Source organism: Streptomyces sp. NPDC051677 (assembly GCF_044453465.1).
Lineage (GTDB): Bacteria > Actinomycetota > Actinomycetes > Streptomycetales > Streptomycetaceae > Streptomyces.
Genome location: NZ_JBITCT010000015.1, coordinates 151,770 through 174,665, shown reverse-complemented (window position 1 = coordinate 174,665; position 22,896 = coordinate 151,770). Strand labels below are relative to the sequence as shown.

The following is a 22,896-nucleotide window of genomic DNA, read 5'->3' as shown; positions in this document are numbered from 1 at the left end:
GAAGGAAGAGAACCAGCATGAAGATCGACTGGGCAGCCCTGGGCTCCGTCTTCGGCGTCAGCCTCGCGGTCACCGTGGGCCTCGTCACCCTGTTCACCCTGGGCGTCATGGGCCTGTCCCGCCAGGAACGCGCCACGGCAGAGGGCGGCTCGGCCACCCTCGCGGTGACGGGCGCGTACGCGTGCTTCGCGGCGTGCGCGGCGGCGGTGGCGTACGGGATTTCGCTGATCGTGGCCTGAGACGTACAGGTTTCTCACTCGGCCCTGTCTGCGGTCGCCTTCACGGGCGGCTGCGGCAGGGCCGAGTCATGTTCTGCGCGCCGTGGGACCAGGGCGATGTGGGGTTCTGCACACTCTCCCCGTGCAGGTCAACAGCAAGTTGACGGCCCTTCCGGGGCCGTGGTGGACTGCCCGAGCCATGTACGGCGGCAGAAGAGGAAGCCGGTGCGAATCCGGCGCGGTCCCGCCACTGTCACCGGGGTAGTAAGCCCCGGGAGCCAGGAACTCTCGCCGCCGGTCTCGTCGAACCAGGGCGTGGACACCCTGAGTGAGGACATATCGCCATGCCCGCTCGGCCGTTGAGGCACAGCACCAGGTCGTTGCCCTACCCCACGGCCGGCTGAGCCCGTGCAAGCCGATCGCGTGCACGCGTACGGCGCCGCCGCCGGCCTCCTCGGCGACCTGCTCCTCGGCGATCCCCGCCGGGGGCACCCGGTCGCCGCGTTCGGCCGGGCGGCCGCAGCCGTGGAACGGGTGCTCTGGCGCGACCACCGCGGCTGGGGGGCCGTCCACACCGTCGTGTGCGCCGGTGGGGCCGTGGCCCTGGGAGCCGTCGCCCGCAAGGCCGTACGTCCCTCCCCGGCCGCTTCTCTCGGCCTCACCGCCGCCGCCACCTGGGCCGTCGTCGGCGGCGCCTCTCTCGTCCGGGAGGCCCGCGCCATCGGACGGGCCCTCGAAGCGGGGGACGTCGAAGCGGCCCGGGAACGGCTGCCGCATCTGTGCGGGCGGGATCCGCAGGCGCTGGACGCGGACGGGATAGCCCGGGCCGTCGTCGAGTCCGTCGCCGAGAACACCTCCGACGCCGTCGTCGGGGCGCTCGTGTGGGGGGCCGTCGCCGGGGCGCCGGGCCTGCTCGGGTTTCGGGCCGTCAACACCCTTGACGCCATGGTCGGGCACAGGTCGGCCCGCTACCGGCGGTTCGGGTGGGCCTCCGCGCGGCTGGACGATCTCGCCGGGTGGCCGGGGGCGCGGCTGACCGCCGTCCTGGCCGCCGTCGCGGGGGATGATCCGCGGGCCGCGGTGCGGGCCTGGCGGGGGGACGCCCACCGGCATCCCAGCCCCAACGCCGGGCCCGTCGAGGCCTCCTTCGCGGGCGCGCTCGGGGTGCGGCTGGGCGGGACGCTGTCGTACGGCGGCCGGGTCGAGCACCGGCCGGTGCTGAACGGGGCGGGCGGGCGGCCCGTCGTCGCCCAGGACATCGAACGCGCCGCGCGGCTCTCGCGCCGTGTCGGCCTGCTGGCGCTCGGCGTCACCGTCGCCGCGCGCGTCATCGTCACGACAGCGAAGGGGCGGACGACATGAGCGGGGGACTTCTCGTCGCCGGCACCACCTCCGACGCCGGCAAGAGCGTCGTCACGGCCGGGATCTGCCGATGGCTGGTGCGGCAGGGGGTCAAGGTCGCGCCCTTCAAGGCGCAGAACATGTCCCTCAACTCGTTCGTGACGCGTGCGGGCGCCGAGATCGGGCGGGCGCAGGCCATGCAGGCGCAGGCCTGCCGGGTCGAGCCGACCGCGCTGATGAATCCCGTGCTGCTCAAGCCCGGCGGCGAGCAGAGCAGTCAGGTCGTGCTGCTCGGCAAGCCCGTCGGGGAGCTCAGCGCGCGTGGCTATCACGGGGGGCGGCAGCAGAAACTCCTGGGAACCGTTCTCGACTGTCTCGCCGAGTTGCGGGGCACGTATGACGCGGTGATCTGTGAGGGGGCCGGCTCTCCTGCCGAGATCAATCTTCGGCGGACCGACATCGTGAACATGGGGATCGCCCGGAACGCCGGGCTCCCGGTCCTCGTCGTCGGCGACATCGACCGGGGCGGGGTCTTCGCCTCCTTCTTCGGGACCGTCGCGCTGCTCTCCCCCGAGGACCAGAAGCTCGTTTCCGGGTTCCTCGTCAACAAGTTCCGCGGGGACGTCTCGCTGCTGGAGCCGGGCCTCGACATGCTGCACGGGCTCACCGGGCGGCGGACGTACGGCGTGCTGCCGTTCCGGCACGGGCTCGGGATCGACGAGGAGGACGGGATGGGGGTCCCCCCGCTCAAGCGAAGTCGAGAGTGGGGGAGGGTCTCGTTGCGCGGGACGGTCCGGGAGTCGAACACCGCCCCGCCCGTCGGGGCGGACGTGCTGCGGGTCGCCGTCTGCGCGATCCCGCTGATGTCGAACTTCACGGACGTGGACGCGCTGGCCGCCGAACCGGGCGTCGTCGTGCGGTTCGTGGACCGGCCCGAGGAACTGGCCGACGCGGACCTGGTCGTCGTCCCGGGGACCCGTGGGACCGTGCGCGCCCTTCAGTGGCTGCGCGAGCGCGGCCTCGCCGACGCCCTGCGGCGGCGGGCCGCCGAGCAGCGGCCCGTCCTCGGCATCTGCGGGGGCTTCCAGATCCTGGGCGAGCGCATCGAGGACGACGTCGAGAGCCGGCGCGGACAGGTCGACGGGCTCGGCGTCCTGCCGGTGCGGGTGCGGTTCGCCCGCGAGAAGACCCTCACCCGGCCCGTCGGGGAAGCCCTCGGCGAGCCCGTCGAGGGGTACGAGATCCATCACGGGGTCGCCGAGGTCACGGGCGGTGAGGCGTTCATCTCCGATGGCGCAGGACACCGCTTGGACGGCTGCCGGGTCGGCCAGACCTGGGGCACGCACTGGCACGGCTCGCTGGAGTCGGACGGGTTCCGGCGGGCGTTCCTGCGCGAGGTGGCGGCCGCCGCGGGCCGGCGTTTCGTGCCCGCCGCCGACACCTCGTTCGCCGGGCTGCGCGAGGAGCAGCTCGACCGGCTCGGCGACCTGATCGAACAGCACGCGGACACCGACGCGCTCTGGCGGCTCATCGAGTCGGGCGCGCCGCAAGGACTGCCTTTCATTCCACCGGGAGCGCCCGCATGAGCACAGTGTTGTTGTTGTCGACCGCCGACACCGATCTGCTGGCGGCCCGGGCCGCTTCCGGCGCCGACTACCGGATCGGCAACCCGACCCGGGTGGACGTGGCGCAGGAGCTGCCCGGTCTGCTGGCCGGCGCCGACCTCGCCGTCGTCCGGCTGCTCGGCGGGAAGCGGGCCTGGGAGGACGGGCTCGCCGCGCTGAAGGCGTCCGGTGTGCCGACCGTGCTGCTGGGCGGCGAGACCGTGCCGGACGCCGAGCTGATGGCCGAGTCGTCCGTACCGGCCGGTGTGGTGGCCGAGGCGCTCAAGTACCTCGTCGAGGGCGGGCCCGCCAACCTCGCCGAGCTCGCCCGGTTCCTCTCCGACACCGTGCTGCTGACCGGCGAGGGGTTCGTCGAGCCGCAGAAGACGCCCGAGTACGGCGTCCACGGCGAGCGGGCGTTCGTCGAGGGCCGGCCGACCGTCGGCGTGCTCTTCTACCGGGCCCACGAGCTGAGCGGCAACACCGCGTTCGTGGACACCCTGTGCGACGCGATCGAGGCGCACGGGGCCAACGCCCTCCCCGTGTACTGCGGTTCGCTGCGCGGGGCGGACGCCGGGCTGTACGAGCTCCTGGGGAGGGCCGACACGCTCGTCGCCACGGTCCTCGCGGCCGGCGGCACGCACGCCTCGCAGGCCTCCGCGGGCGGGGACGAGGAGGCCTGGGACATCGGGGCGCTCGCCGACCTCGACGTGCCGGTCCTGCAAGGGCTCTGCCTGACGTCGTCGAAGAGCGCGTGGGACGAGTCCGACGCCGCCCTCTCCCCCATGGACGCGGCGATGCAGGTCGCCATCCCGGAGTTCGACGGGCGGATCATCACCGTCCCCTTCTCCTTCAAGGAGCAGGGCCCGGACGACGTCCCGGTGTACGTCGCCGACCCCGAGCGGGCCGGACGCGTCGCCGGAATCGCCGTACGGCACGCGCGGTTGAGGCACAAGGCGAACGCCGACAAGAAGCTCGCGCTGGTCTTCACCGCCTACCCGACGAAGCACTCCCGGGTCGGCAACGCGGTCGGCCTGGACACCCCCGCCTCGGCGGTGAAGGTGCTGGACGCGCTGCGGGACGCCGGGTACGGCGTCACCGAACACCCCGACAACGGGGACGAGTTGATCCATCGGCTCATCAACGCCGGGGGCCACGACGTCGAATGGCTCACCGAGGAGCAGCTGGCCGCCGCGCCCGCGCGGGTGCCGCTGGCCGACTACCGGGCCTGGTTCGACAAGCTCGATGCGAAGCTCAGGGACGCGATGCTTCAGGCGTGGGGCGAGCCGCCGGGCTCGCTGTACGTCGACGGCGACGACGTGGTGCTCGCCTCCCTGCAGTTCGGGAACGTCGTCGTGATGATCCAGCCGCCGCGCGGCTTCGGGGAGAACCCGATCGCGATCTACCACGACCCCGACATGCCGCCCTCCCACCACTACATGGCCGCGTACAGGTGGCTGGAGAACTCGTTCGGCGCCGACGCGATCGTGCACATGGGCAAGCACGGCACGATGGAGTGGCTGCCGGGCAAGGGGCTCGGGCTCAGCGGGGGCTGTGCGCCGGACGCCGTCCTCGGCGATCTGCCGCTCGTCTACCCGTTCATCGTCAACGACCCCGGCGAGGGCACCCAGGCCAAGCGGCGCGGGCACGCCACCGTCGTCGACCATCTCGTCCCGCCGATGGCCCGCGCCGACACCTACGGCGACCTGGCCAAGCTGGAGCAACTCCTCGACGAGTACGCGCTCGTCTCCGACCTGGACCCGACGAAGGCCCCGGCGGTGCGGGCGCAGATCTGGACGCTGGTGAAGGCGGCCGAGCTGCACCACGACCTGCACGTCGACGACCAGCCGGACGACGACGCGTTCGACGAGTTCGTCATGCACATCGACGGCTATCTGTGCGAGATCAAGGACGTGCAGATCCGCGACGGCCTGCACATCCTCGGCGGCGGGCCGGTCGGCGAGGCGCGGGTCAACCTCGTGCTCGCCGTGCTGCGCGCCTCGCAGGTGTGGGGCGGGCAGGCGAACGCGCTGCCGGGTCTGAGGGCGTCGTTCGCGGCCCATTTCGGGCTCAGCGAGAAGGAGTTGCTGGCCGAGCCGGGGGCGCCCGTGAAGGCGCCGGTCGAGCTGACGGACCTGGTCGAGGGCCCGTCGCGGTCGGCCGCCGACGCCATCGACCTGCTGGAGCAGCTGTGCCGGCGGGTCGCGGAGGGCATGGAGGAGCGCGGGTGGGCGGTCGCCGAGAGCCACGCCCTGGTGCGTGCGGTGCTGGGCACCGAACTCCCGGACGCCGTCGCGGTGTTGGAGTTCGCGTGCACCGAGGTCGTGCCCCGGCTGGAGAAGACCACCGACGAGATCGGCCACATCCTCAAGGCACTTGACGGCGGTTACGTCCCCGCCGGTCCGTCCGGTTCGCCGACGCGCGGACTGGTCAACGTCCTGCCGACCGGCCGCAACTTCTACTCGGTCGACCCCAAGGCCATTCCGTCCCGGCTGAGTTGGGAGGTCGGGCAGGCCCTCGCCGACTCGCTCGTGCAGCGCTACCTCCAGGACACCGGCGCCTACCCGAAGTCCGTCGGTCTGACGGTCTGGGGCACGTCCGCGATGCGCACCCAGGGCGACGACATCGCCGAGATCCTGGCGCTGCTGGGCTGCCGCCCGGTGTGGGACGACGCCTCGCGCCGCGTGACCGGGTTCGAGGTGGTCCCGCTGGAGGAGCTGGGCCGGCCGCGCATCGACGTGACCGTCCGTATCTCCGGGTTCTTCCGGGACGCGTTCCCGCACGTGGTCGGGCTGATCGACGACGCGGTGCGCGCGGTGGCGGAGCTGGCGGAGCCCGCCGAGTCCAACTTCGTGCGCGCCCACGTCGACGAGGACGCCGCCGAGCACGGCGACCGGCGGCGGGCGAGCGCCCGGGTCTTCGGCTCCAAGCCGGGGGCGTACGGGGCGGGGCTGCTGCCGCTGATCGACGCCCGCAACTGGCGCTCCGACGCGGACCTCGCCGAGGTGTACGCCGTCTGGGGCGGTTACGCCTACGGGCGCGGACTCGACGGGCGGGCGGCGCGCGGGGACATGGAGACCGCGTTCAAGCGGATCTCAGTGGCGGCGAAGAACGTCGACACGAGAGAACATGACATCGCGGACGCGGACGACTACTTCCAGTACCACGGCGGCATGGTCGCGATGGTCCGCCATCTGACCGGGGCGAGCCCCGAGGCGTACGTCGGCGACTCCGCCGTACCCGACCAGATCAAAACCCGCACCCTCGGCGAGGAGACCCACCGCGTCTTCCGCGCGCGTGTGGTCAACCCGCGCTGGATGAGCGCCATGAGGAGGCACGGCTACAAGGGGGCCTTCGAGATGGCGGCGACCGTCGACTACCTCTTCGGCTACGACGCCACGGCGGGCGTGGTCGACGACTGGATGTACGAGAAGCTGGCCTCCGAGTACGTCTTCTCGCCGGAGAACCAGGAATTCATGCGGCAGTCCAACCCCTGGGCCTTGCGCGGCATCACGGAGCGGCTGCTGGAAGCGGCGGACCGCGGGCTGTGGGCGGAGCCGGACCAGGAGACCCTGGACCGGCTCCGTACGACCTACCTCAAGCTTGAGGGAGATCTGGAGGGAGACGCGTGATCTCCCTGGGAACCCCCGCGTCAGCGGGGAGCGGTCGACCAGCTCGTGATCCCGAGTGTCGACGTTCGGACCACCCCCGCATCGGCGGGGACCAGAGCAGCAGCCTGGCAGCGTCCGCAGCTCGCGGCACCCTGCCATCGCATGAGCCACTCGAAGGAGTGATCGCAGCGTGAGCACCCCCTTCCCGTTCACTGCCGTCGTCGGCCAGGACGACTTGCGGCTCGCGCTCCTCCTCAACGCGGTGAGCCCAGCGGTTGGCGGCGTCCTCGTTCGTGGTGAGAAAGGCACCGCGAAGAGCACCGCCGTACGAGCCCTGTCGGCGCTCATGCCCGAGCTGGACGTCGTCTCCGGCTGCCGGTTCTCCTGCGACCCCGGCTCCCCCGACCCCGCCTGCCCGGACGGGCCGCACGAGCCGGGGGCGTTCGCCACCCGGCCCGCGCGGATGGTCGAGCTGCCGGTGGGCGCCTCCGAGGACCGGCTCGTCGGCGCGCTGGACATCGAGCGGGCGCTCGCGGAGGGCGTCAAGGCCTTCGAGCCGGGGCTCCTCGCCGACGCGCACCGCGGCATCCTCTACGTCGACGAGGTCAACCTCCTCCACGACCACCTCGTCGACCTGCTGCTGGACGCGGCGGCGATGGGCGCGTCGTACGTCGAGCGCGAGGGCGTCTCCGTACGGCACGCCTCGAAGTTCCTGCTCGTCGGGACCATGAACCCCGAAGAGGGCGAACTGCGGCCGCAGTTGCTCGACCGGTTCGGGCTGACGGTGGAGGTGGCCGCCTCGCGCGAGCCCGACCAGCGGGTGGAGGTCGTACGGCGGCGGCTCGCCTACGACGACGATCCGCAGGGGTTCGCCGCGCGGTGGGCGGACGAGGAGGCCGCCGTACGCGGCCGGATCGTGGCGGCGCGTGCGCTGTTGCCGTCGGTGCGGCTGGGCGACGGGGCGCTGCGGCAGATCGCGGCGACCTGCGCGGCCTTCGAGGTGGACGGCATGCGGGCCGACATCGTCATGGCGCGGACCGCCACGGCGCTGGCCGCCTGGGCCGGGCGGACGGACGTGCTCGCGGAGGACGTGCGACAGGCGGCGCTGCTCGCGCTGCCGCACCGCCGTCGCCGTAATCCCTTTGACGCGCCCGGACTCGACGAGGACAAGCTCGACGAGACGCTGGAGGAGTTCTCCGGCGAGAGCGAGGGCGACGGCGACGGCGACGAGGATCCCGATCCGGACGGGCCCGGTGGGGGCGGCGGACAGCCGCCGTCCGAGGGGCCGCAGGCCGACGGCGGCTCCGGTGCGCCGCCCGAGGCCGGGGAGGGCGGTGAGCCGCAGGCGTCGGGGGCTTCGGAGCAGTCCGCCGTCCGCTCCTCCGAGCCGTTCCGTGCGAAGGTGCTGAGCGTGCCCGGGATCGGCGAGGGCGCCGCCGGGCGGCGTTCGCGGGCGCGGACGGAGCACGGGCGGACGACAGGCGCGCGGCGGCCTCAGGGGGCCCTGACCAAGCTGCACCTGGCGGCGACCGTGCAGGCCGCCGCGCCGCATCAGCGGGCGCGGGGGCGCTCCGGGCGGGGGCTCGTGGTCCGGCGTGACGATCTGCGGCAGGCGACCCGGGAGGGGCGTGAGGGCAACCTCGTGCTGTTCGTGGTCGACGCCTCGGGGTCGATGGCAGCCCGGCAGCGGATGAGCGCGGTGAAGGGCGCCGTGCTGTCGCTGCTGCTGGACGCCTACCAGCGGCGGGACAAGGTGGGGCTGGTGACGTTCCGGGGGGCTGCCGCCGATGTGGCGTTGCCTCCCACGTCGTCCGTGGACGCGGCTGCGGCACGGCTGGAGTCGCTGCCCACGGGTGGGCGGACTCCGCTCGCCGCCGGGCTGCTCAAGGCGCACGACGTGCTGCGGGTGGAGCGGCTGCGGGATCCGGCGCGGCGCGCGCTGGTCGTCGTCGTGACGGACGGTCGCGCCACCGGTGGGCCGGAGCCCGTGGCGCTGGCCGGGCGGGCGGCTCGGTTGTTCGCGGCCGAGGGCGTCGCCTCCGTGGTCGTGGACTGCGAGTCCGGGCCGGTGCGGCTGGGGCTGGCCGGGCAGCTCGCGGGTGAACTCGGCGGTACGGCGGTGACATTGGACGAGCTGCGGGCGGACAGCATCGCCGGGCTGGTGAAGGACGTACAGAGGAGGGCCGCGTAATGCCGCAGGGGCAACCGAGTGTCGTGCCGGACGACGGGCTGACGACCCGTCAGCGTCGGAACCGTCCGTTGGTCGTCGTCCACACCGGGATCGGGAAGGGGAAGTCGACCGCCGCGTTCGGGCTCGCGTTGCGCGCCTGGAACCAGGGGTGGCCGATCGGGGTGTTCCAGTTCGTCAAGTCCGCGAAGTGGAAGGTCGGCGAGGAGAACGCGCTGCGGGTGCTGGGCGCCAGCGGTGAGGGCGGGACCGTCGACTGGCACAAGATGGGCGAGGGGTGGTCCTGGGTTCAGCGGGATGCCCAGATGGACAACGAGGAGAAGGCCCGCGAGGGCTGGGAGCAGGTCAAGCGGGACCTCGCCGCCGAGACGTACCGGCTGTACGTGCTCGACGAGTTCGCGTACCCCATGCACTGGGGGTGGGTCGACACCGATGAGGTGATCGACGTGCTGCGCGACCGGCCCGGGACCCAGCATGTCGTGATCACCGGGCGGAACGCCCCCGAGAAGCTGGTCGACCTCGCCGATCTCGTCACCGACATGTCCAAGGTCAAGCACCCGATGGACGCGGGGCAGAAGGGGCAGAAGGGCATCGAGTGGTGAGTGCCGTACCCCGGTTGGTCATCGCCGCGCCCTCCTCGGGCAGCGGCAAGACCACCGTTGCCACGGGGCTGATGGCCGCGTTCGCCGCGCGGGGGCTCGCCGTGTCCGCGCACAAGGTCGGGCCGGACTACATCGACCCCGGGTACCACTCGCTCGCCACCGGGCGGGTGGGGCGCAACCTCGACGCGTATCTGTGCGGGCCGGAGTTGGTCGGGCCGCTGTTCGCCCATGGTGCGCGCGGGTGCGATCTGGCGATCGTCGAGGGCGTGATGGGGATGTACGACGGGGCCGCGGGCGAGGGCGAACTGGCGTCCACGGCCCAGGTGGCGAAGTTGCTGCGGGCGCCGGTGGTGCTGGTGGTGGACGCCTCGTCGCAGTCCCGGTCGGTGGCGGCGCTGGTGCACGGGTTCGCCTCCTGGGATCCGCAGGTACGGGTCGGCGGCGTGATCCTCAACAAGGTCGCCTCGGACCGGCACGAGGAGCTGCTGCGGGAGGCGTTGGAGTCGGCCGGGGCGCCGGTGCTGGGCGCCTTGCGGCGGGCGCCGCAGGTGGACACGCCTTCTCGGCACCTCGGGCTGGTTCCGGTCGCCGAACGGCAGGCTGCCGCGGTCGACTCCGTCAGGGCGATGGCGGCGCAGGTCTCCGACGGATGCGACCTGGGCGCGCTGGAGGCACTCGCCCGTACTGCCGGCGCCCTCCCGGGGGGCTCCGCCCCCTGGACCCCCGTCTCGCCCAACGACGACCCCCCGTCTCGGTTGGTCAGGAAGCGGGCGCCCGTGGTCGCCGTCGCCGGTGGGGCCGCGTTCACCTTCTCCTATGCCGAGCACACCGAACTGCTCGCCGCCGCCGGCGCGGACGTGGTCACGTTCGATCCGCTGCGGGACGAGTCCCTCCCCGAGGGAAGTGCCGGGGTCGTCATCGGGGGCGGGTTTCCCGAGGTGTACGCCGCCGAGCTGTCCGCCAACGAGTCGCTGCGCAAGGAGGTCGCCGCCCTCGCGGAGCGAGGCGCGCCGGTCGCCGCCGAGTGCGCCGGGCTGCTGTACCTGTGCCGGGAGCTGGACGGGCAGCCCATGTGCGGCGTGCTCGACGCCACCGCCCGGATGTCCGAACGGCTCACCCTCGGCTACCGGGACGCCGTCGCCGTCAGCGACAGTGTGCTGGCGCCGGCCGGGACGCGGATGCGGGGGCACGAGTTTCATCGGACGGTCGTGGAGCCGGGGTCCGGGGCGGCCCCCGCGTGGGGTGTGCGGACCCCCGAGCGGCGCGTCGAAGGCTTCGTGCAACAAGGTGTGCACGCGAGTTATCTGCACACGCACTGGGCGTCCGAGCCCGGTGTGGCCCGTCGGTTCGTGGAGAGGTGCCGGACGTCATGAGCAGCAAGCTGGTCGGAGTCGGGGTGGGTCCCGGGGATCCGGAGCTGGTGACCGTCAAGGGCGTCAACGCGCTCCGGGCCGCCGATGTCGTCGTCGTGCCCGTGATGGACAGCGGTGAGCGGGGCCGGGCCGAGGCCACCGTGCTGCACTACGTGCCCGAGGAGAAGGTCGTACGGGTCGTGTTCGCGTTGAACGAGCGGACCGACCGGGCGCGGCGGGAGGCCGCCTGGGACGCCGCCGGGGAGCGGGTCGCCGCGCTGCTGCGGGAGCACGGCAGCGTCGCCTTCGCGACCATCGGCGATCCCAACGTGTACTCCACCTTCACGTACCTCGCGCAGACCGTCGTGGAGCTGGTGCCGGGGACCCGCGTCGAGACCGTGCCGGGCATCACCGCGATGCAGGATCTCGCCGCCCGGTCGGGGGCGGTGCTGACCGAGGGCACCGAACCCCTGACCCTGGTGCCGGTGACCGCCGGTTCCGCCGTGCTGAAGGACGCGCTGGCCGGGCCCGGGACGGTCGTCGCGTACAAGTTCGGGCGGCAGGCCGCCGAGGTCGCCGAGGCGCTCAGGGAGACCGGGCGGATCGGGGACGCCGTGTGGGGGTCGGCGCTCGGGCTGGCGGAGGAGTCCATCCGGCCGGCCGCCGAACTCGACGGCGAGCCGTTGCCCTACCTGTCGACGCTGATCGCTCCCGCGCGACGCGAGGGCGGCCGGGGCGGCAAGCTGTGAGACCCGCCGGGACGGGCCCCGCGTCAGCTCGCGAGGCCCACCACCAGCCAGATGAAGGCCGCGCCCGCGATCGTGCACAGCACGGTCGAGCGGGCGGGGTGTTCGTGGTGGGCCTCGGGGAGGATCTCGGCGGCCGCCAGGTAGAGCAGCGCGCCGCCGAAGAAGCCGAGATAGCCGCCGAGCAGCTGCTCCGGGATGGTGACGAAGGACGTCGAGGCCGCGCCCGCCACCGGCGCCGCCGCGTCCGCGAACAGCATGAACTGGGCCCTGCGGCGGGCGTTCCCGTACAGGCTCGTGATCGTGTACGTGTTGAAGCCGTCCGCGAAGTCGTGGGCGATCACCGCCAGTGCCACGGCGACGCCCATGCCGCCGCCGACCTGGAAGGCCGCGCCGATCGCCACGCCGTCCATGGCGCTGTGGCCGACCATCGCCGCGGCCGCCGTCAGGCCGACCTCGGGGGCCCTGCCGTTGTGCTCCTCGGCGCCGTGCGCGGCCTGGCGCACCGCGAGCAGGCGTTCCACCAGATGGGCCAGCAGGAAGCCCGCCACGAACAGCAGGAGCGCGGCGGGGACGCCGAAGACCTCCGTGCCGGCCGCCTCCAGGGCCTCCGGCAGCAGGTCCAGGCCGACCACGCCCAGCATCAGGCCGCCGGCCAGGCCCAGCACCAGGTGACGGCGGTCGGTCACGCGTTGCGCCGTCCAGCCGCCGGCCAGCGTCATGAGGAACGCGCCGAGCGCGACGAAGACCGCCATACGCCCTTGCTATCCGATCAACCCCCGGCCGCGCACATCCGGCCACTGCCCTGACCTCCGTCACGCCCCGTTACGACCCGCTTTGAGAGGAATCGAACCCATGGCCGATGCCCCCACCGGCAAGGTGACCTTCGTCGGTGCCGGCCCCGGCGCCGCCGATCTGCTGACGTTCCGTGCCGCGCGCGCCATCGCCGAGGCCGACGTCGTGATCTGGGCCGCGAGCCTGGTCCAGGCGGAGGTTCTCGAGCATGCGCGCGAGGGTGCGGAGATCCTCGACTCGGCGACGATGTCCCTGGAGGACGTGGTCGCCGTGTACGAGCGGGCCCGGGCCGAGGGTCTGCGCGTGGCCCGCATCCACTCCGGCGATCCCGCCCTGTGGGGCGGTACGCAGGAGCAGCTCGACCGGTGCGACGAGATCGGCGTCGACACCGAGATCGTGCCCGGCGTCTCGTCCTTCTCCGCCGTCGCCGCGCTCGCCCGGCGCGAGCTGACGATCCCCGAGGTCGCGCAGTCCGTGGTGCTGACCCGCCTCGGCGGCGGCAAGACGCCGATGCCGCCCGGCGAGGAGGTGCGCGAGTTCGCCAAGCACGGCACGACGATGGCGATCTTCCTGTCGGCGGCCCGCAGCGGGCAGCTGGTGCGGGAGCTGCTGGAGGGCGGATATCCGACGGGCACCCCGGTCGTCATCGCCTACCAGGCGACCTGGCCGGAGGAGCTGGTCGTGAAGTGCACGATCGAGACGCTGGAGGCGACGGTCAAGGAGCACAAGCTCTGGAAGCACACCCTGTTCCTGGTCGGCCCGGCCCTCGACGCGCACGGCACCCGCTCGCATCTGTACCACCCGGGTCACTTCCACGGTTACCGCAAGGCCGACCCCAAGGCCCGCCGGGCCCTGCGCGAGCGGGGCGCCAGCACATGAGCCCCTCAAGTCGCCTGATCACGGTGGTCGGGACGGGGACGGGGACGGGGGCGCCGGTTCCTTCCGACGCGGTGTCCGGCGCCGAGCTCGTCGTCGGCGGGCGGCGCCACCTCGACGCCGTCCCGCTGCCCGCGACCGCCGACCGGATCGTCCTCGGACCGCTCGCGCCGGCGCTGGACGCCATCGAGGAGTACGTCGGCAAGGACCGGCGGGTGGTCGTGCTGGCCTCCGGCGACCCCGGGTTCTTCGGGATCGTGCGGGCGCTGGCGGAGCGGTTCGGGCCGGCCCGGCTGGACGTGCGGCCCGGTGTCTCCTCCGTCGCCGCCGCCTTCGCCCGGCTCGGGCTGACCTGGGACGACGCCGTCGTCGTCAGCGCGCACGGGCGGGATCCGCGGACGGCCGTCAACGTCTGCCGGGCGCACCCGAAGGTCGCCGTCCTGACCGGGCCCGGCGCCGGGCCCGCCGAGCTGGGCGCCGCGCTCGCGCGCAGTGCGCCCGGCCGGGTGCTCGTCGTCGCCTCCGCGCTCGGGGACCCGGCGCACGAGCGCGTGGAGCGGGTCTCCCCCGCCGAGGCCGCGCGGCGGGACTGGGGGACGGCGGTGAGCGTCGTCCTGTGCCTGGACGAGACCCGGGTGCTCGGTCCCGTGCGGACGCTCGCGGGCGGCGGGCGTCCGGTGGGATGGGCGCTGGCCGAGGGCGACTTCGCCCACCGCGACTCGATGATCACCAAGTTCGAGGTGCGGGCGCTGGCCCTGGCCCGGCTCGGTCCGCGCCCCGGCGACCTGGTCTGGGACGTGGGCTCCGGGTCGGGGTCCGTGGCCGTGGAGTGCGCGCGGCTCGGAGCCGCCGTCAGCGCGGTCGAGAAGGCGGCGGACGGGGTGGCACGCATCCGCGCCAACGCCGGTGCGCACGGCGTCGACGTGCAGGTCGTGCACGGCAGCGCGCCCGATGCGCTGGCCGAACTCGACGCCCCCGACGCCGTGTTCGTCGGCGGCGGCGGGCGCGAGCTGCCGGACATCGTCGGCGTGTGCGCGCGGCGGGCCCGGCGGACCGTGGTCGTCGCGATGGCCGCCCTGGACCGGGTGCCGGCGGTGCGGACCGCGCTGACGGACGCCGGGTTCGACGTCGACGGGGTGCTGCTGCAGTCCTCGCGACTGGCGCCGCTGCCGGGGGACGTCACCCGGCTCGCGGCGACCAACCCCGTCTTCCTGCTGTGGGGGGCTCGAACCCCCGCCAGCTCAACACCCCTTGATCGAGAAGGAGTTGCTCTGTGATCGGCCTCATTTCCGCCACCGCGGCGGGGGCGGCGGCACGCGACCGGCTGGCCGCGGCGTGGCCGGAGCGCACGCGCGCGTACGACGGACCCGTCGGGGACGCCGTACGGCGGGCGTTCGCGGAGTGCGAGCAGCTCGTGTGCTTCCTGGCGACGGGGGCCGTCGTCCGGCTCGTCGCGCCGCTGCTCGGCGACAAGGCGTCCGACCCGGGTGTGGTGTGCGTGGACGAGGCCGGGCGGTTCGCCGTGTCGCTGGTCGGCGGGCACGGCGGCGGCGCCAACGAACTCGCCCGCGAGGTGGGTGAGTTGCTGGGCGCCGAGCCGGTGGTGACCACGGCCACGGACGCCGTCGGCATCCCCGGTCTGGACACCCTCGGCCTGCCCGTGGAAGGCGATGTGGCGGGCGTGACGCGGGCCCTGCTCGACGGGGAGCCGGTCGCGCTGGACGCCGAGGCAGCGTGGCCGCTGCCGCCGCTGCCGTTCGCCGGGCGGGGCACGCGCACCGTCCGGCTGACGGACCGTGCGATCGAACCCGCCGACGGCGAGGTGCTGCTGCGTCCGCCGTCCCTCGTCGTCGGCGTCGGCGCCTCCAAGGGCGCGCCGGCCGAGGAGGTGCTCGCTCTGGTCGAGGGCGCGTTGCGGGACGCCGGACTGTCCCCTCGCAGCGTCGCCGCGCTCGCCACGGTGGACGCCAAGCGCGAGGAACCCGGCATCGTCGAGGCCGCCGCGCGGCTCGGGGCGCCCGTGGTGACGTACTCCGCCGAGGAGTTGGCCGCCGTCGAGGTGCCGAACCCCTCCGGCGCGCCGCTCGCCGCCGTCGGCACGCCCTCCGTCGCGGAGGCGGCCGCGCTCGTCGGCGGGGGTGAACTCCTCGTGCCCAAGCGGAAGTCGGAGCGTGCGGACGGGCAGCCCGCGATGGCGACCTGCGCCGTCGTACGGCGGCCCGGACGCGGGCGGCTCGCGGTGGTGGGGCTCGGGCCCGGCGCGCGGGACCTGCTCACCCCGCGCGCGAAAGCGGAGCTGCGGCGGGCCGCGGTGCTCGTCGGGCTCGACCAGTACGTCGACCAGATCCGCGACCTGCTGCGGCCCGGCACCCGGATCCTCGCGTCGGGGCTCGGGGCCGAGGAGGAGCGGGCCCGCACGGCCGTCGCCGAGGCCCGGCGCGGGCAGGCCGTCGCGCTGATCGGCAGCGGGGACGCGGGCGTGTACGCCATGGCCTCCCCCGCGCTCGCCGAGGCGTCCGACGACATCGACGTGGTCGGGGTGCCCGGCGTGACCGCCGCGCTCGCGGCCGGAGCGATCCTCGGTGCGCCGCTCGGCCACGACCATGTGTCGATCAGCCTGTCCGACCTGCACACACCGTGGGAGGTCATCGAGCGGCGGGTGCGGGCGGCGGCCGAGGCGGACATCGTCGTCACCTTCTACAACCCCCGTTCCCGGGGCCGCGACTGGCAGCTGCCCAAGGCGCTGTCGATCCTCGCCGAGCACCGGGAGCCGACGACGCCGGTGGGCGTCGTCCGCAACGCGTCACGGCCGGACGGCAGCAGCCGCCTGACGACGCTCGCGGAGCTCGACCCGGCGTGGGTCGACATGATGACGGTCGTGACCGTGGGCAACACGGCGACCCGGGACATCGCGGGGCGCATGGTGACGCCGCGCGGCTACCGCTGGCAGGAGAGCCCGGAGAACTCGCAGGAGCAGGAGGCGGCGCAGTGAATCCCGCGGCCCGTGCCGTCCACCCGATCGAGCAGGAGTCCTACCGGCGGCTGCGCGCCCGCCTGGACACCTCGCACTTCCCGCCGCTGACGCGGGCGGTGGTGGAGCGGGTCATCCACTCCGCCGCCGATCTCGACTACGCGAGCGATCTCGTCATGGACGAGGGCGAGTTGGCGACGGCGCACGCCGCGCTGCACGCCGGGGCGCCCGTCGTCGTGGACGTGGAGATGGTCGCGGCCGGGATCACGCGCCGCGACACCGTCTGCCGGCTCCGGGACGCCGGGTCCGCGCCGGGGCTGACCCGGTCGGCGCACGCGATACGGCTCGCGTACGAGCAGGTCGGCCCGGGCGCCCTCTGGGTGATCGGCAACGCGCCGACCGCGCTGGAGGAGCTGCTGACCCTGGACGCCTCGCCGGTGCTCGTCATCGGCCTGCCCGTGGGCTTCGTCGGCGCGGTCGAGTCCAAGGCCGCGCTCCGCGAGAGCGGGCTGCCCGCGGTCAGCAACGTGTCCGAGAAGGGCGGGTCGGCGGTCGCCTCCGCCGCGCTCAACGCCCTGCTGTACCACCCTGTTTCACCACCCCTTTCACCACCCGTTTCACCGTCCGTTCCACAACCCCTGGCACCACCCGTTTCACCGTCCGTTCCGCAGTCCGAGGAGACATCGTGACCACCCCGCCGCCCGCCCTGCTCATCGCCGGCCATGGCACCCGGGACGATGCCGGAGCCGAGGCGTTCCGCGACTTCGTACGGGAGTTGGGGCGCCGCCACCCCGAACTGCCCGTCGCGGGCGGCTTCATCGAGCTGTCCCCGCCGCCGCTGGGCGACGCGGTCACGGAACTGGTGGAGCGCGGCGTACGCCGGTTCGCCGCCGTGCCGCTGATGCTGGTGTCCGCCGGGCACGCCAAGGGCGACATCCCGGCGGCCCTGTCCCGCGAGAAGGAGCGCCACCCGGGGATCTCCTACACGTACGGGCGTCCGCTGGGCCCGCACCCGGCGCTGCTGAACGTGCTGGAGCGGCGACTGGACGAGGCGCTCGGCACCACGGGGCGCACCCCCGAGGACCTGGCCGACGTCACCGTGCTGCTGGTCGGCCGCGGCTCGACGGACCCGGACGCCAACGCCGAGGTGTACAAGGCGGCCCGGCTGCTGTGGGAGGGCCGCGGGTACGCGGGCGTGGAGACGGCGTTCGTGTCGCTGGCCGCGCCGGACGTGCCCAGCGGCCTCGACCGGTGCCTGAAGCTGGGCGCCCAGCGGATCGTCGTCCTGCCGTACTTCCTGTTCACCGGGATCCTGCCGGACCGGGTGCGGCACCAGACCGAGGGCTGGGCGGCCGCGCACCCGGAGGCAGACGTGCGCTCGGCGGACGTCATCGGCCCCGAGCCGGAGCTGCTCGACCTGGTGATGGAGCGGTACGAGGAGGCCGTCAAGGGCGATCTGCGGATGAACTGCGACTCCTGCGTGTACCGGATCGCACTGCCCGGGTTCGAGGACAAGGTGGGGCTGCCGCAGCAGCCGCACTTCCACCCGGACGACGACGATCACCACCACGACGGGCACGGGCGCCCTCAGCACGGAGGGCACACGCACTCCCATGCACACTGACGGGCACGATCTGCGCCACCACGGGGACGCGGAGGTGCGCGACGACGGCTCGACGCTCGTCGACCTCGCCGTGAACGTCCGCGCGGACACGCCGCCGCGCTGGCTGCAAGAGCGCATCGCCGCGTCCCTGACGGGCCTCGCGGCCTACCCGGACGGGCGGGCCGCCCGGGCGGCGGTCGCGGCCCGGCACGGGCTGCCGGTGGAACGGGTGCTGCTGACGGCGGGCGCGGCGGAGGCGTTCGTCCTGCTCGCGCGGGCCCTGAAGGTCCGTCACGCCGTCGTCGTGCACCCGCAGTTCACGGAGCCGGAGGCGGCGTTGCGGGACGCCGGGCACCGCGTGCACCGGGTGGTGCTGCGGGCGCAGGACGGCTTCCGGCTGAATCCGGCGGCCGTCCCCGAGGACGCCGACCTGGTGGTGATCGGCAACCCGACGAACCCGACGTCGGTGCTGCACCCGGCGGAGACGATCGCCCGGCTGGCGCGGGCCGGACGGACGCTGGTGGTCGACGAGGCGTTCATGGACGCGGTGCCCGGTGAGCGGGAGGCGCTCGCAGGCCGGACGGACGTGCCCGGCCTGGTGGTGCTGCGCAGCCTGACGAAGACGTGGGGGCTGGCCGGACTCCGCATCGGCTACGTCCTGGCCGCCCCCGAGACCATCGCCGACCTGGAGCGGGCGCAGCCGCTGTGGCCGGTGTCCACGCCGGCGCTGGCAGCGGCGCAGGCGTGCATGGGCGCCCAGGCACTCGCGGAGGCCGCACACGCCGCCCACCGGGTCGCCGCCGACCGGGCCCATCTCGTCGCCGGCCTGGAGGAGTTCACCGCCGACGGGCTACAGGTCGCGGGACCTGCGGAGGGCCCGTTCGTCCTCGTACGACTGCCCCGGGCCGCCGCCGTCCGCGGGCGGCTGCGCACCCTGGGGTTCGCGGTCCGGCGCGGGGACACCTTCCCGGGGCTGGACGCGGAGTGGCTGCGTCTCGCGGTACGGGACCGGGCGACGGTGAACCGTTTCCTCCAGGCACTGGACCAGGCCTTGGCACTGACCCGGGACTGAGGGCGGGGCGCGGACACCTGGGGGACGTCCCTGTCCGTACCCCGCACCCGTCCGGTCAGCCGCGGCGGCGGGCCAGCGCCACCGCTCCCCCGCCCGTGAGCAGCAGCGCCACGGCGCCGCCCGCGAGGTACGGGGTCACCGGGCTGCTCCCGGTCTGCGCCAGGTCCGCCTGGGCCGGCGCGCCCTGCGCCTTCACGTCACCGGCCGGGGTGGCACTCGGCTCGGCGGACCGGTCCTGCCCCTGCCCCTCTCCCTGTTGCTGTTGCTGTTCCTCCCCCTGTTCCGCCGCTTCGGGTGTCTCGCAGGCGGCCTTGGCGAGGGTCAGGGTGCCGGTGACCTCGGCGACGTTGAGGTTCAACGGGTTGACGGAGACGGTGAGTTCGAGGGCGGTGGCGGCTGCCGTACGGGAGGTCGTCTCACGCTTGGACAGGTCCAGGCGGACTTCGCCCACGCCCGGCGCCTTCACGTCCGTCGTGCCGCCCGTGCTCACCGACACCCTCTTGCCCAGGACCGTCACCGAGCCCAGCAGGTTGGCGGCGGCGACCGGGGACCTGCCCCTCTCACAGGTCGCCTTCGAGGTGACCGCGCCGACCTCGATGAGGGAGAGCAGCGGGAGGCCGGGGACGTGCAGCCTGGCGTGGGCGAGGCGGGTGGAGGCCTCGGCCTTCGCGCCGTCGACCGTCGCCTTGGCCTCGGCGACGTCCGCGCGCAGGACGCTGAAGGGCTTTCCGCCGTCCACGCCGTTCAACTCGGCGGTGAGGGCGGTCTTCGCGGCGCTCTGCGGGGCCCGCACCTCGTTGAGGGAGACGGCGAGTGGAACGTCGACGGTCTTGTCGAGCAGGGCCACGTCGAGGCCGGTGCGCAGGACGGACGCGCTCGCCCGGCCCTGATCGCCCCTCGCGTGGGCGGGGCCCGCACCGGCCAGGGCCGCGGGACCTGCGGCCAGGGCCGTGGCCGCCGCGACGGCGGCGACGCGACGGGCGCGTGCGGGCATGCGGAAGGTGTTGCCGTTCAAGGGTGGGACCCCCAGAAGAGACGCTTCGGGACCCCGCAAGAATTGCGTACGAAGGGTGAACGGTCAGCAGGGTGACGCGAGTTCACTCCAACGTGAGTTTTCCGTGCACGTCTTCGATTCCATCGGCACGCACGTTCTCCACAATCCCCCGCGCCGCGCTCAGCTCACCACCGTCCCGTTCAGCACCACCCGGCGCGGCGCCGCCAGCACCCGTACGTCCGCGCGCGGGTCCGTGTCGTAGACGACGAGGTCCGCGGGGGCGCCCTCGTCAAGACCGGGGCGTCCGAGCCACGCCCGTGCGCCCCAGGTCGTCGCCGAGAGCGCCTGGATCGGCGGGATGCCCGCCGTGACCAGTTCGGCGACCTCCCCGGCCACCAGACCGTGCGGCAGGGCGCCGCCCGCGTCCGTGCCGACGAAGACCGGGATGCCGGCGTCGTAGGCGTCGCGGACGGTGTCGTAGCGGCGTTCGTGGAGCCCGCGCAGATGGGCCGACCAGCGCGGGAACTTGGCCTCGCCACCGGACGCGAGCTGCGGGAACGTGGCGATGTTCACGAGCGTGGGGACGATCGCCACGCCGCGCTCCACGAACAGCGGGATCAGCTCCTGCGTGAGACCCGTCGCGTGCTCGATGCAGTCGATGCCCGACTCGACCAGGTCGCGCAGCGAGCTCTCGGCGAAGCAGTGCGCCGTGACCCGCGCGCCCAGCCGATGGGCCTCGGCGATGGCCGCCTCGACCGCGTCCCGGGGCCAGCTGGGGGCCAGGTCGCCCACCTCACGGTCGATCCAGTCGCCGACCAGCTTGACCCAGCCGTCGCCGCGCCGGGCCTCCTGGGCGACGTACGCGACCAGGTCCTCGGGCTCGATCTCGTGGGCGTAGCCGCGGATGTAGCGGCGGGTGCGAGCGATGTGCCGGCCCGCCCGGACGATCTTCGGGAGGTCCTCGCGGTCGTCGACCCAGCGGGTGTCGGAGGGCGAGCCGGCGTCGCGGATCAGCAGGGTGCCCGCCTCGCGGTCGGTCAGCGCCTGCTTCTCGGCGACGTCCGGCTCGACCGGCCCGTGCGGGCCCAGCCCCACATGGCAGTGCGCGTCGACGAGGCCGGGCAGCGCCCAGCCCTCGACGGTGCGGACGTCACGGGCGCCGGCCGGACGGTCGTAGGAGATCCGGCCGCCGACCACCCACACCTCGTCCCGGACCTGGTCCTCGTCCCGGCCGACGAGGACTCGGCCCTTCACGTGCAGCACCGCGCGATCGCTCATGTACAGCACCCTAGTGAGCTACTTCTCCAGGCCGCCCACCTGGTCCGAGGTCTCCTCCTCCACCTGCGCCATCGCGGGGTCGAGGAGGCGGGAGAGGAAGTGACGGGTGCGCTCGTGGCTCGGGTTGCCGATGACGTCGGCCGGCGCGCCCTCCTCGACGATCACGCCGCCGTCCATGAAGACGACCCGGTCGGCGACCTCGCGGGCGAAGGTCATCTCGTGGGTCACCACCATCATCGTCATGCCCTCGTTCGCGAGCATGCGCATGACGGCGAGGACGTCCCCCACGAGCTCCGGGTCGAGCGCCGACGTCGGCTCGTCGAACAGCATCACCTCGGGGCCCATGGCGAGGGCGCGGGCGATCGCGACGCGCTGCTGCTGGCCGCCGGAGAGGGAGGCGGGGTAGGCGGTCGCCTTCTCCGACAGGCCCACCCGCTCCAGGTTCTCGGCGGCTGTCTTCGCCGCCTCCGCCTTGCCGCGCCGGAGCACCCGGCGCTGCGGCAGCGTGAGGTTCTCGGTCACCGACAGGTGCGGGAAGAGGTTGAACTGCTGGAAGACCATGCCGATACGACGGCGTACGGCGTCGATGTCGACATCAGGGTCGGTGACTTCGGCGCCGCCGACGAAGACCTGGCCCTTGGTCGGCTCCTCCAGCAGGTTCACGCAGCGCAGCAGCGTCGACTTGCCCGAGCCGGACGGGCCGATCACGCAGACGACCTCGCCCTGGCCGATCTCCAGGTCGATGCCGCGCAGCACCTCGTTGTCGCCGAAGGACTTGTACAGCCCGCGTACGTCGATCTCGGGTCGGCTCATTTCACGGCCTCCTGGGCCTTCGCCTCCATACGGCGCACGACGAAGCCGAGCGGGATGGTCACCAGCAGGTAGCAGAGGCCGGCGACGAGGATCGGCGTGGAGTTGGCCTTCTCGCTGGCGAGGTCACGGCCGAACTTGGACAGCTCGCGTTCCTCCAGGGTCACCCCGAGGAGCAGGACCAGGGAGGAGTCCTTGAAGAGGATCACGAGTTCGTTGGTGAGCGGCGGCAGGATGATGCGGAACGCCTGCGGGATGATGATGGAGATCATGGCCCGCGCGGGCGAGAAGCCCAGCGACCGGGCCGCCTCCATCTGTCCCTTGGGCACCGCCTGGATGCCCGCGCGGAAGGTCTCCGCCATGTACGCGGCTCCCACCAGGCCGAGCGCCAGGGCCGCCTTGCCGTAGGTGCCGCCGATGATCTCCGTGCCGGGGAAGGCCAGCGGCACGGCCACGCCGATGAAGACGAAGATCAGCAGGGCGGGCAGCCCTCGGAAGATCTCGATGTAGACGCCGGCGACCCATCGGTACGGGCCGACCGACGACAACCGCATCAGCGCGATGACGAGACCGAGCACCAGCCCGAGCGCGAACCCGGACAGCGTGTACAGCACGGTGTTCTTCAGCGCGAGCGTGATGACGTCGGGGAACATCTCCTTGGCGATGTCCCACTGGGCGAACTGGTTCTTCAGCCGGCCCCAGTCGGCCAGGACCGCGAAGACGATCACCGCCGCGACGAACACCACGTACTGCACGCCACGCGACAGGCTGCGCTTCTGACGCCGGGTCAGGCCCTTTTTCCTCGGCTGGAGTCGTGCGTCCGTATCAGCCATGG

The 22,896-nt window shown here is 73.5% G+C and carries 19 protein-coding genes and 1 riboswitch; of the genes, 14 read left to right on the top strand and 5 right to left on the bottom strand.

Annotated features, from left to right (window positions below; translation table 11 throughout):
• Positions 1-17 precede the first annotated feature (17 nt).
• The 8 genes from ACIBAF_RS20015 to cobI all read left to right on the top strand — a co-directional run bounded on the left by ACIBAF_RS20015 (position 18) and on the right by cobI (position 11,665).
• Positions 18-239, top strand: a complete 222-nt coding sequence (locus ACIBAF_RS20015; RefSeq protein WP_334583600.1) for a hypothetical protein — start codon at positions 18-20, stop codon at positions 237-239.
• Positions 240-385: 146 nt separating this feature from the next.
• A riboswitch (cobalamin riboswitch) is annotated at positions 386-529 on the top strand.
• A 97-nt stretch (positions 530-626) separates the two neighbouring features.
• A complete protein-coding gene (locus ACIBAF_RS20010; protein WP_399464539.1) occupies positions 627-1,580 on the top strand; it encodes a cobalamin biosynthesis protein in 954 nt (317 codons plus the stop codon).
• Complete coding sequence (locus tag ACIBAF_RS20005) at positions 1,577-3,145, top strand: cobyric acid synthase (RefSeq protein ID WP_399464538.1); 1,569 nt, start codon at positions 1,577-1,579, stop codon at positions 3,143-3,145. Before ACIBAF_RS20010 ends, ACIBAF_RS20005 begins: the two co-directional genes overlap by 4 nt.
• Complete coding sequence (cobN, locus tag ACIBAF_RS20000; RefSeq protein ID WP_399464537.1) at positions 3,142-6,795, top strand: cobaltochelatase subunit CobN; 3,654 nt, start codon at positions 3,142-3,144, stop codon at positions 6,793-6,795. Before ACIBAF_RS20005 ends, cobN begins: the two co-directional genes overlap by 4 nt.
• A 169-nt stretch (positions 6,796-6,964) precedes the next feature.
• On the top strand, positions 6,965-8,965 hold the full coding sequence (locus ACIBAF_RS19995; protein WP_399464536.1) for a putative cobaltochelatase: 2,001 nt from the start codon (positions 6,965-6,967) through the stop codon (positions 8,963-8,965).
• Positions 8,965-9,564, top strand: a complete 600-nt coding sequence (gene cobO / locus ACIBAF_RS19990) for a cob(I)yrinic acid a,c-diamide adenosyltransferase (RefSeq protein ID WP_399464535.1) — start codon at positions 8,965-8,967, stop codon at positions 9,562-9,564. Before ACIBAF_RS19995 ends, cobO begins: the two co-directional genes overlap by 1 nt.
• On the top strand, positions 9,558-10,937 hold the full coding sequence (locus ACIBAF_RS19985; RefSeq protein ID WP_399464534.1) for a cobyrinate a,c-diamide synthase: 1,380 nt from the start codon (positions 9,558-9,560) through the stop codon (positions 10,935-10,937). Before cobO ends, ACIBAF_RS19985 begins: the two co-directional genes overlap by 7 nt.
• Positions 10,934-11,665: a precorrin-2 C(20)-methyltransferase gene (cobI, locus tag ACIBAF_RS19980; protein ID WP_399464533.1), complete on the top strand. Its 732-nt coding sequence runs from the start codon at positions 10,934-10,936 to the stop codon at positions 11,663-11,665. Before ACIBAF_RS19985 ends, cobI begins: the two co-directional genes overlap by 4 nt.
• A gap of 23 nt (positions 11,666-11,688) precedes the next feature.
• Here the strand turns inward: cobI and ACIBAF_RS19975 are convergent, their stop codons facing one another.
• A complete protein-coding gene (locus tag ACIBAF_RS19975; protein WP_399464532.1) occupies positions 11,689-12,417 on the bottom strand; it encodes a ZIP family metal transporter in 729 nt (242 codons plus the stop codon).
• 100 nt (positions 12,418-12,517) lie between these two features.
• Between ACIBAF_RS19975 and cobM the strand changes: the two genes are divergently transcribed.
• The 6 genes from cobM to cobC are packed head-to-tail and all read left to right on the top strand — an operon-like array spanning position 12,518 to position 18,979.
• A complete protein-coding gene (gene cobM / locus ACIBAF_RS19970; protein ID WP_399464531.1) occupies positions 12,518-13,336 on the top strand; it encodes a precorrin-4 C(11)-methyltransferase in 819 nt (272 codons plus the stop codon).
• Between the two features lie 14 nt (positions 13,337-13,350).
• The gene (gene cbiE, locus ACIBAF_RS19965) at positions 13,351-14,610 is read left to right on the top strand and encodes a precorrin-6y C5,15-methyltransferase (decarboxylating) subunit CbiE (RefSeq protein ID WP_399464592.1); all 1,260 of its coding nucleotides are present in this window, start codon (positions 13,351-13,353) and stop codon (positions 14,608-14,610) included.
• Positions 14,607-16,325, top strand: a complete 1,719-nt coding sequence (gene cobJ, locus ACIBAF_RS19960; protein ID WP_399464530.1) for a precorrin-3B C(17)-methyltransferase — start codon at positions 14,607-14,609, stop codon at positions 16,323-16,325. Before cbiE ends, cobJ begins: the two co-directional genes overlap by 4 nt.
• On the top strand, positions 16,322-16,993 hold the full coding sequence (locus ACIBAF_RS19955) for a precorrin-8X methylmutase (protein WP_399464529.1): 672 nt from the start codon (positions 16,322-16,324) through the stop codon (positions 16,991-16,993). Before cobJ ends, ACIBAF_RS19955 begins: the two co-directional genes overlap by 4 nt.
• Positions 16,990-17,928 (top strand): sirohydrochlorin chelatase, encoded by a 939-nt coding sequence (locus tag ACIBAF_RS19950; protein ID WP_399464528.1) that lies wholly within the window; start codon positions 16,990-16,992, stop codon positions 17,926-17,928. Before ACIBAF_RS19955 ends, ACIBAF_RS19950 begins: the two co-directional genes overlap by 4 nt.
• On the top strand, positions 17,918-18,979 hold the full coding sequence (gene cobC, locus ACIBAF_RS19945; RefSeq protein WP_399464527.1) for an Rv2231c family pyridoxal phosphate-dependent protein CobC: 1,062 nt from the start codon (positions 17,918-17,920) through the stop codon (positions 18,977-18,979). Before ACIBAF_RS19950 ends, cobC begins: the two co-directional genes overlap by 11 nt.
• A gap of 55 nt (positions 18,980-19,034) precedes the next feature.
• Here the strand turns inward: cobC and ACIBAF_RS19940 are convergent, their stop codons facing one another.
• The 4 genes from ACIBAF_RS19940 to ACIBAF_RS19925 all read right to left on the bottom strand — a co-directional run bounded on the left by ACIBAF_RS19940 (position 19,035) and on the right by ACIBAF_RS19925 (position 22,894).
• Entirely contained in the window at positions 19,035-19,994 is a 960-nt protein-coding gene (locus tag ACIBAF_RS19940) for an SCO1860 family LAETG-anchored protein (RefSeq protein WP_399464526.1), read from the bottom strand.
• Positions 19,995-20,153: 159 nt separating this feature from the next.
• A complete protein-coding gene (locus ACIBAF_RS19935) occupies positions 20,154-21,251 on the bottom strand; it encodes an amidohydrolase family protein (RefSeq protein WP_399464525.1) in 1,098 nt (365 codons plus the stop codon).
• A gap of 18 nt (positions 21,252-21,269) precedes the next feature.
• The gene (locus ACIBAF_RS19930; RefSeq protein WP_399464524.1) at positions 21,270-22,064 is read right to left on the bottom strand and encodes an amino acid ABC transporter ATP-binding protein; all 795 of its coding nucleotides are present in this window, start codon (positions 22,062-22,064) and stop codon (positions 21,270-21,272) included.
• On the bottom strand, positions 22,061-22,894 hold the full coding sequence (locus tag ACIBAF_RS19925; RefSeq protein ID WP_399464523.1) for an amino acid ABC transporter permease: 834 nt from the start codon (positions 22,892-22,894) through the stop codon (positions 22,061-22,063). Before ACIBAF_RS19925 ends, ACIBAF_RS19930 begins: the two co-directional genes overlap by 4 nt.
• Positions 22,895-22,896: the final 2 nt, after the last annotated feature.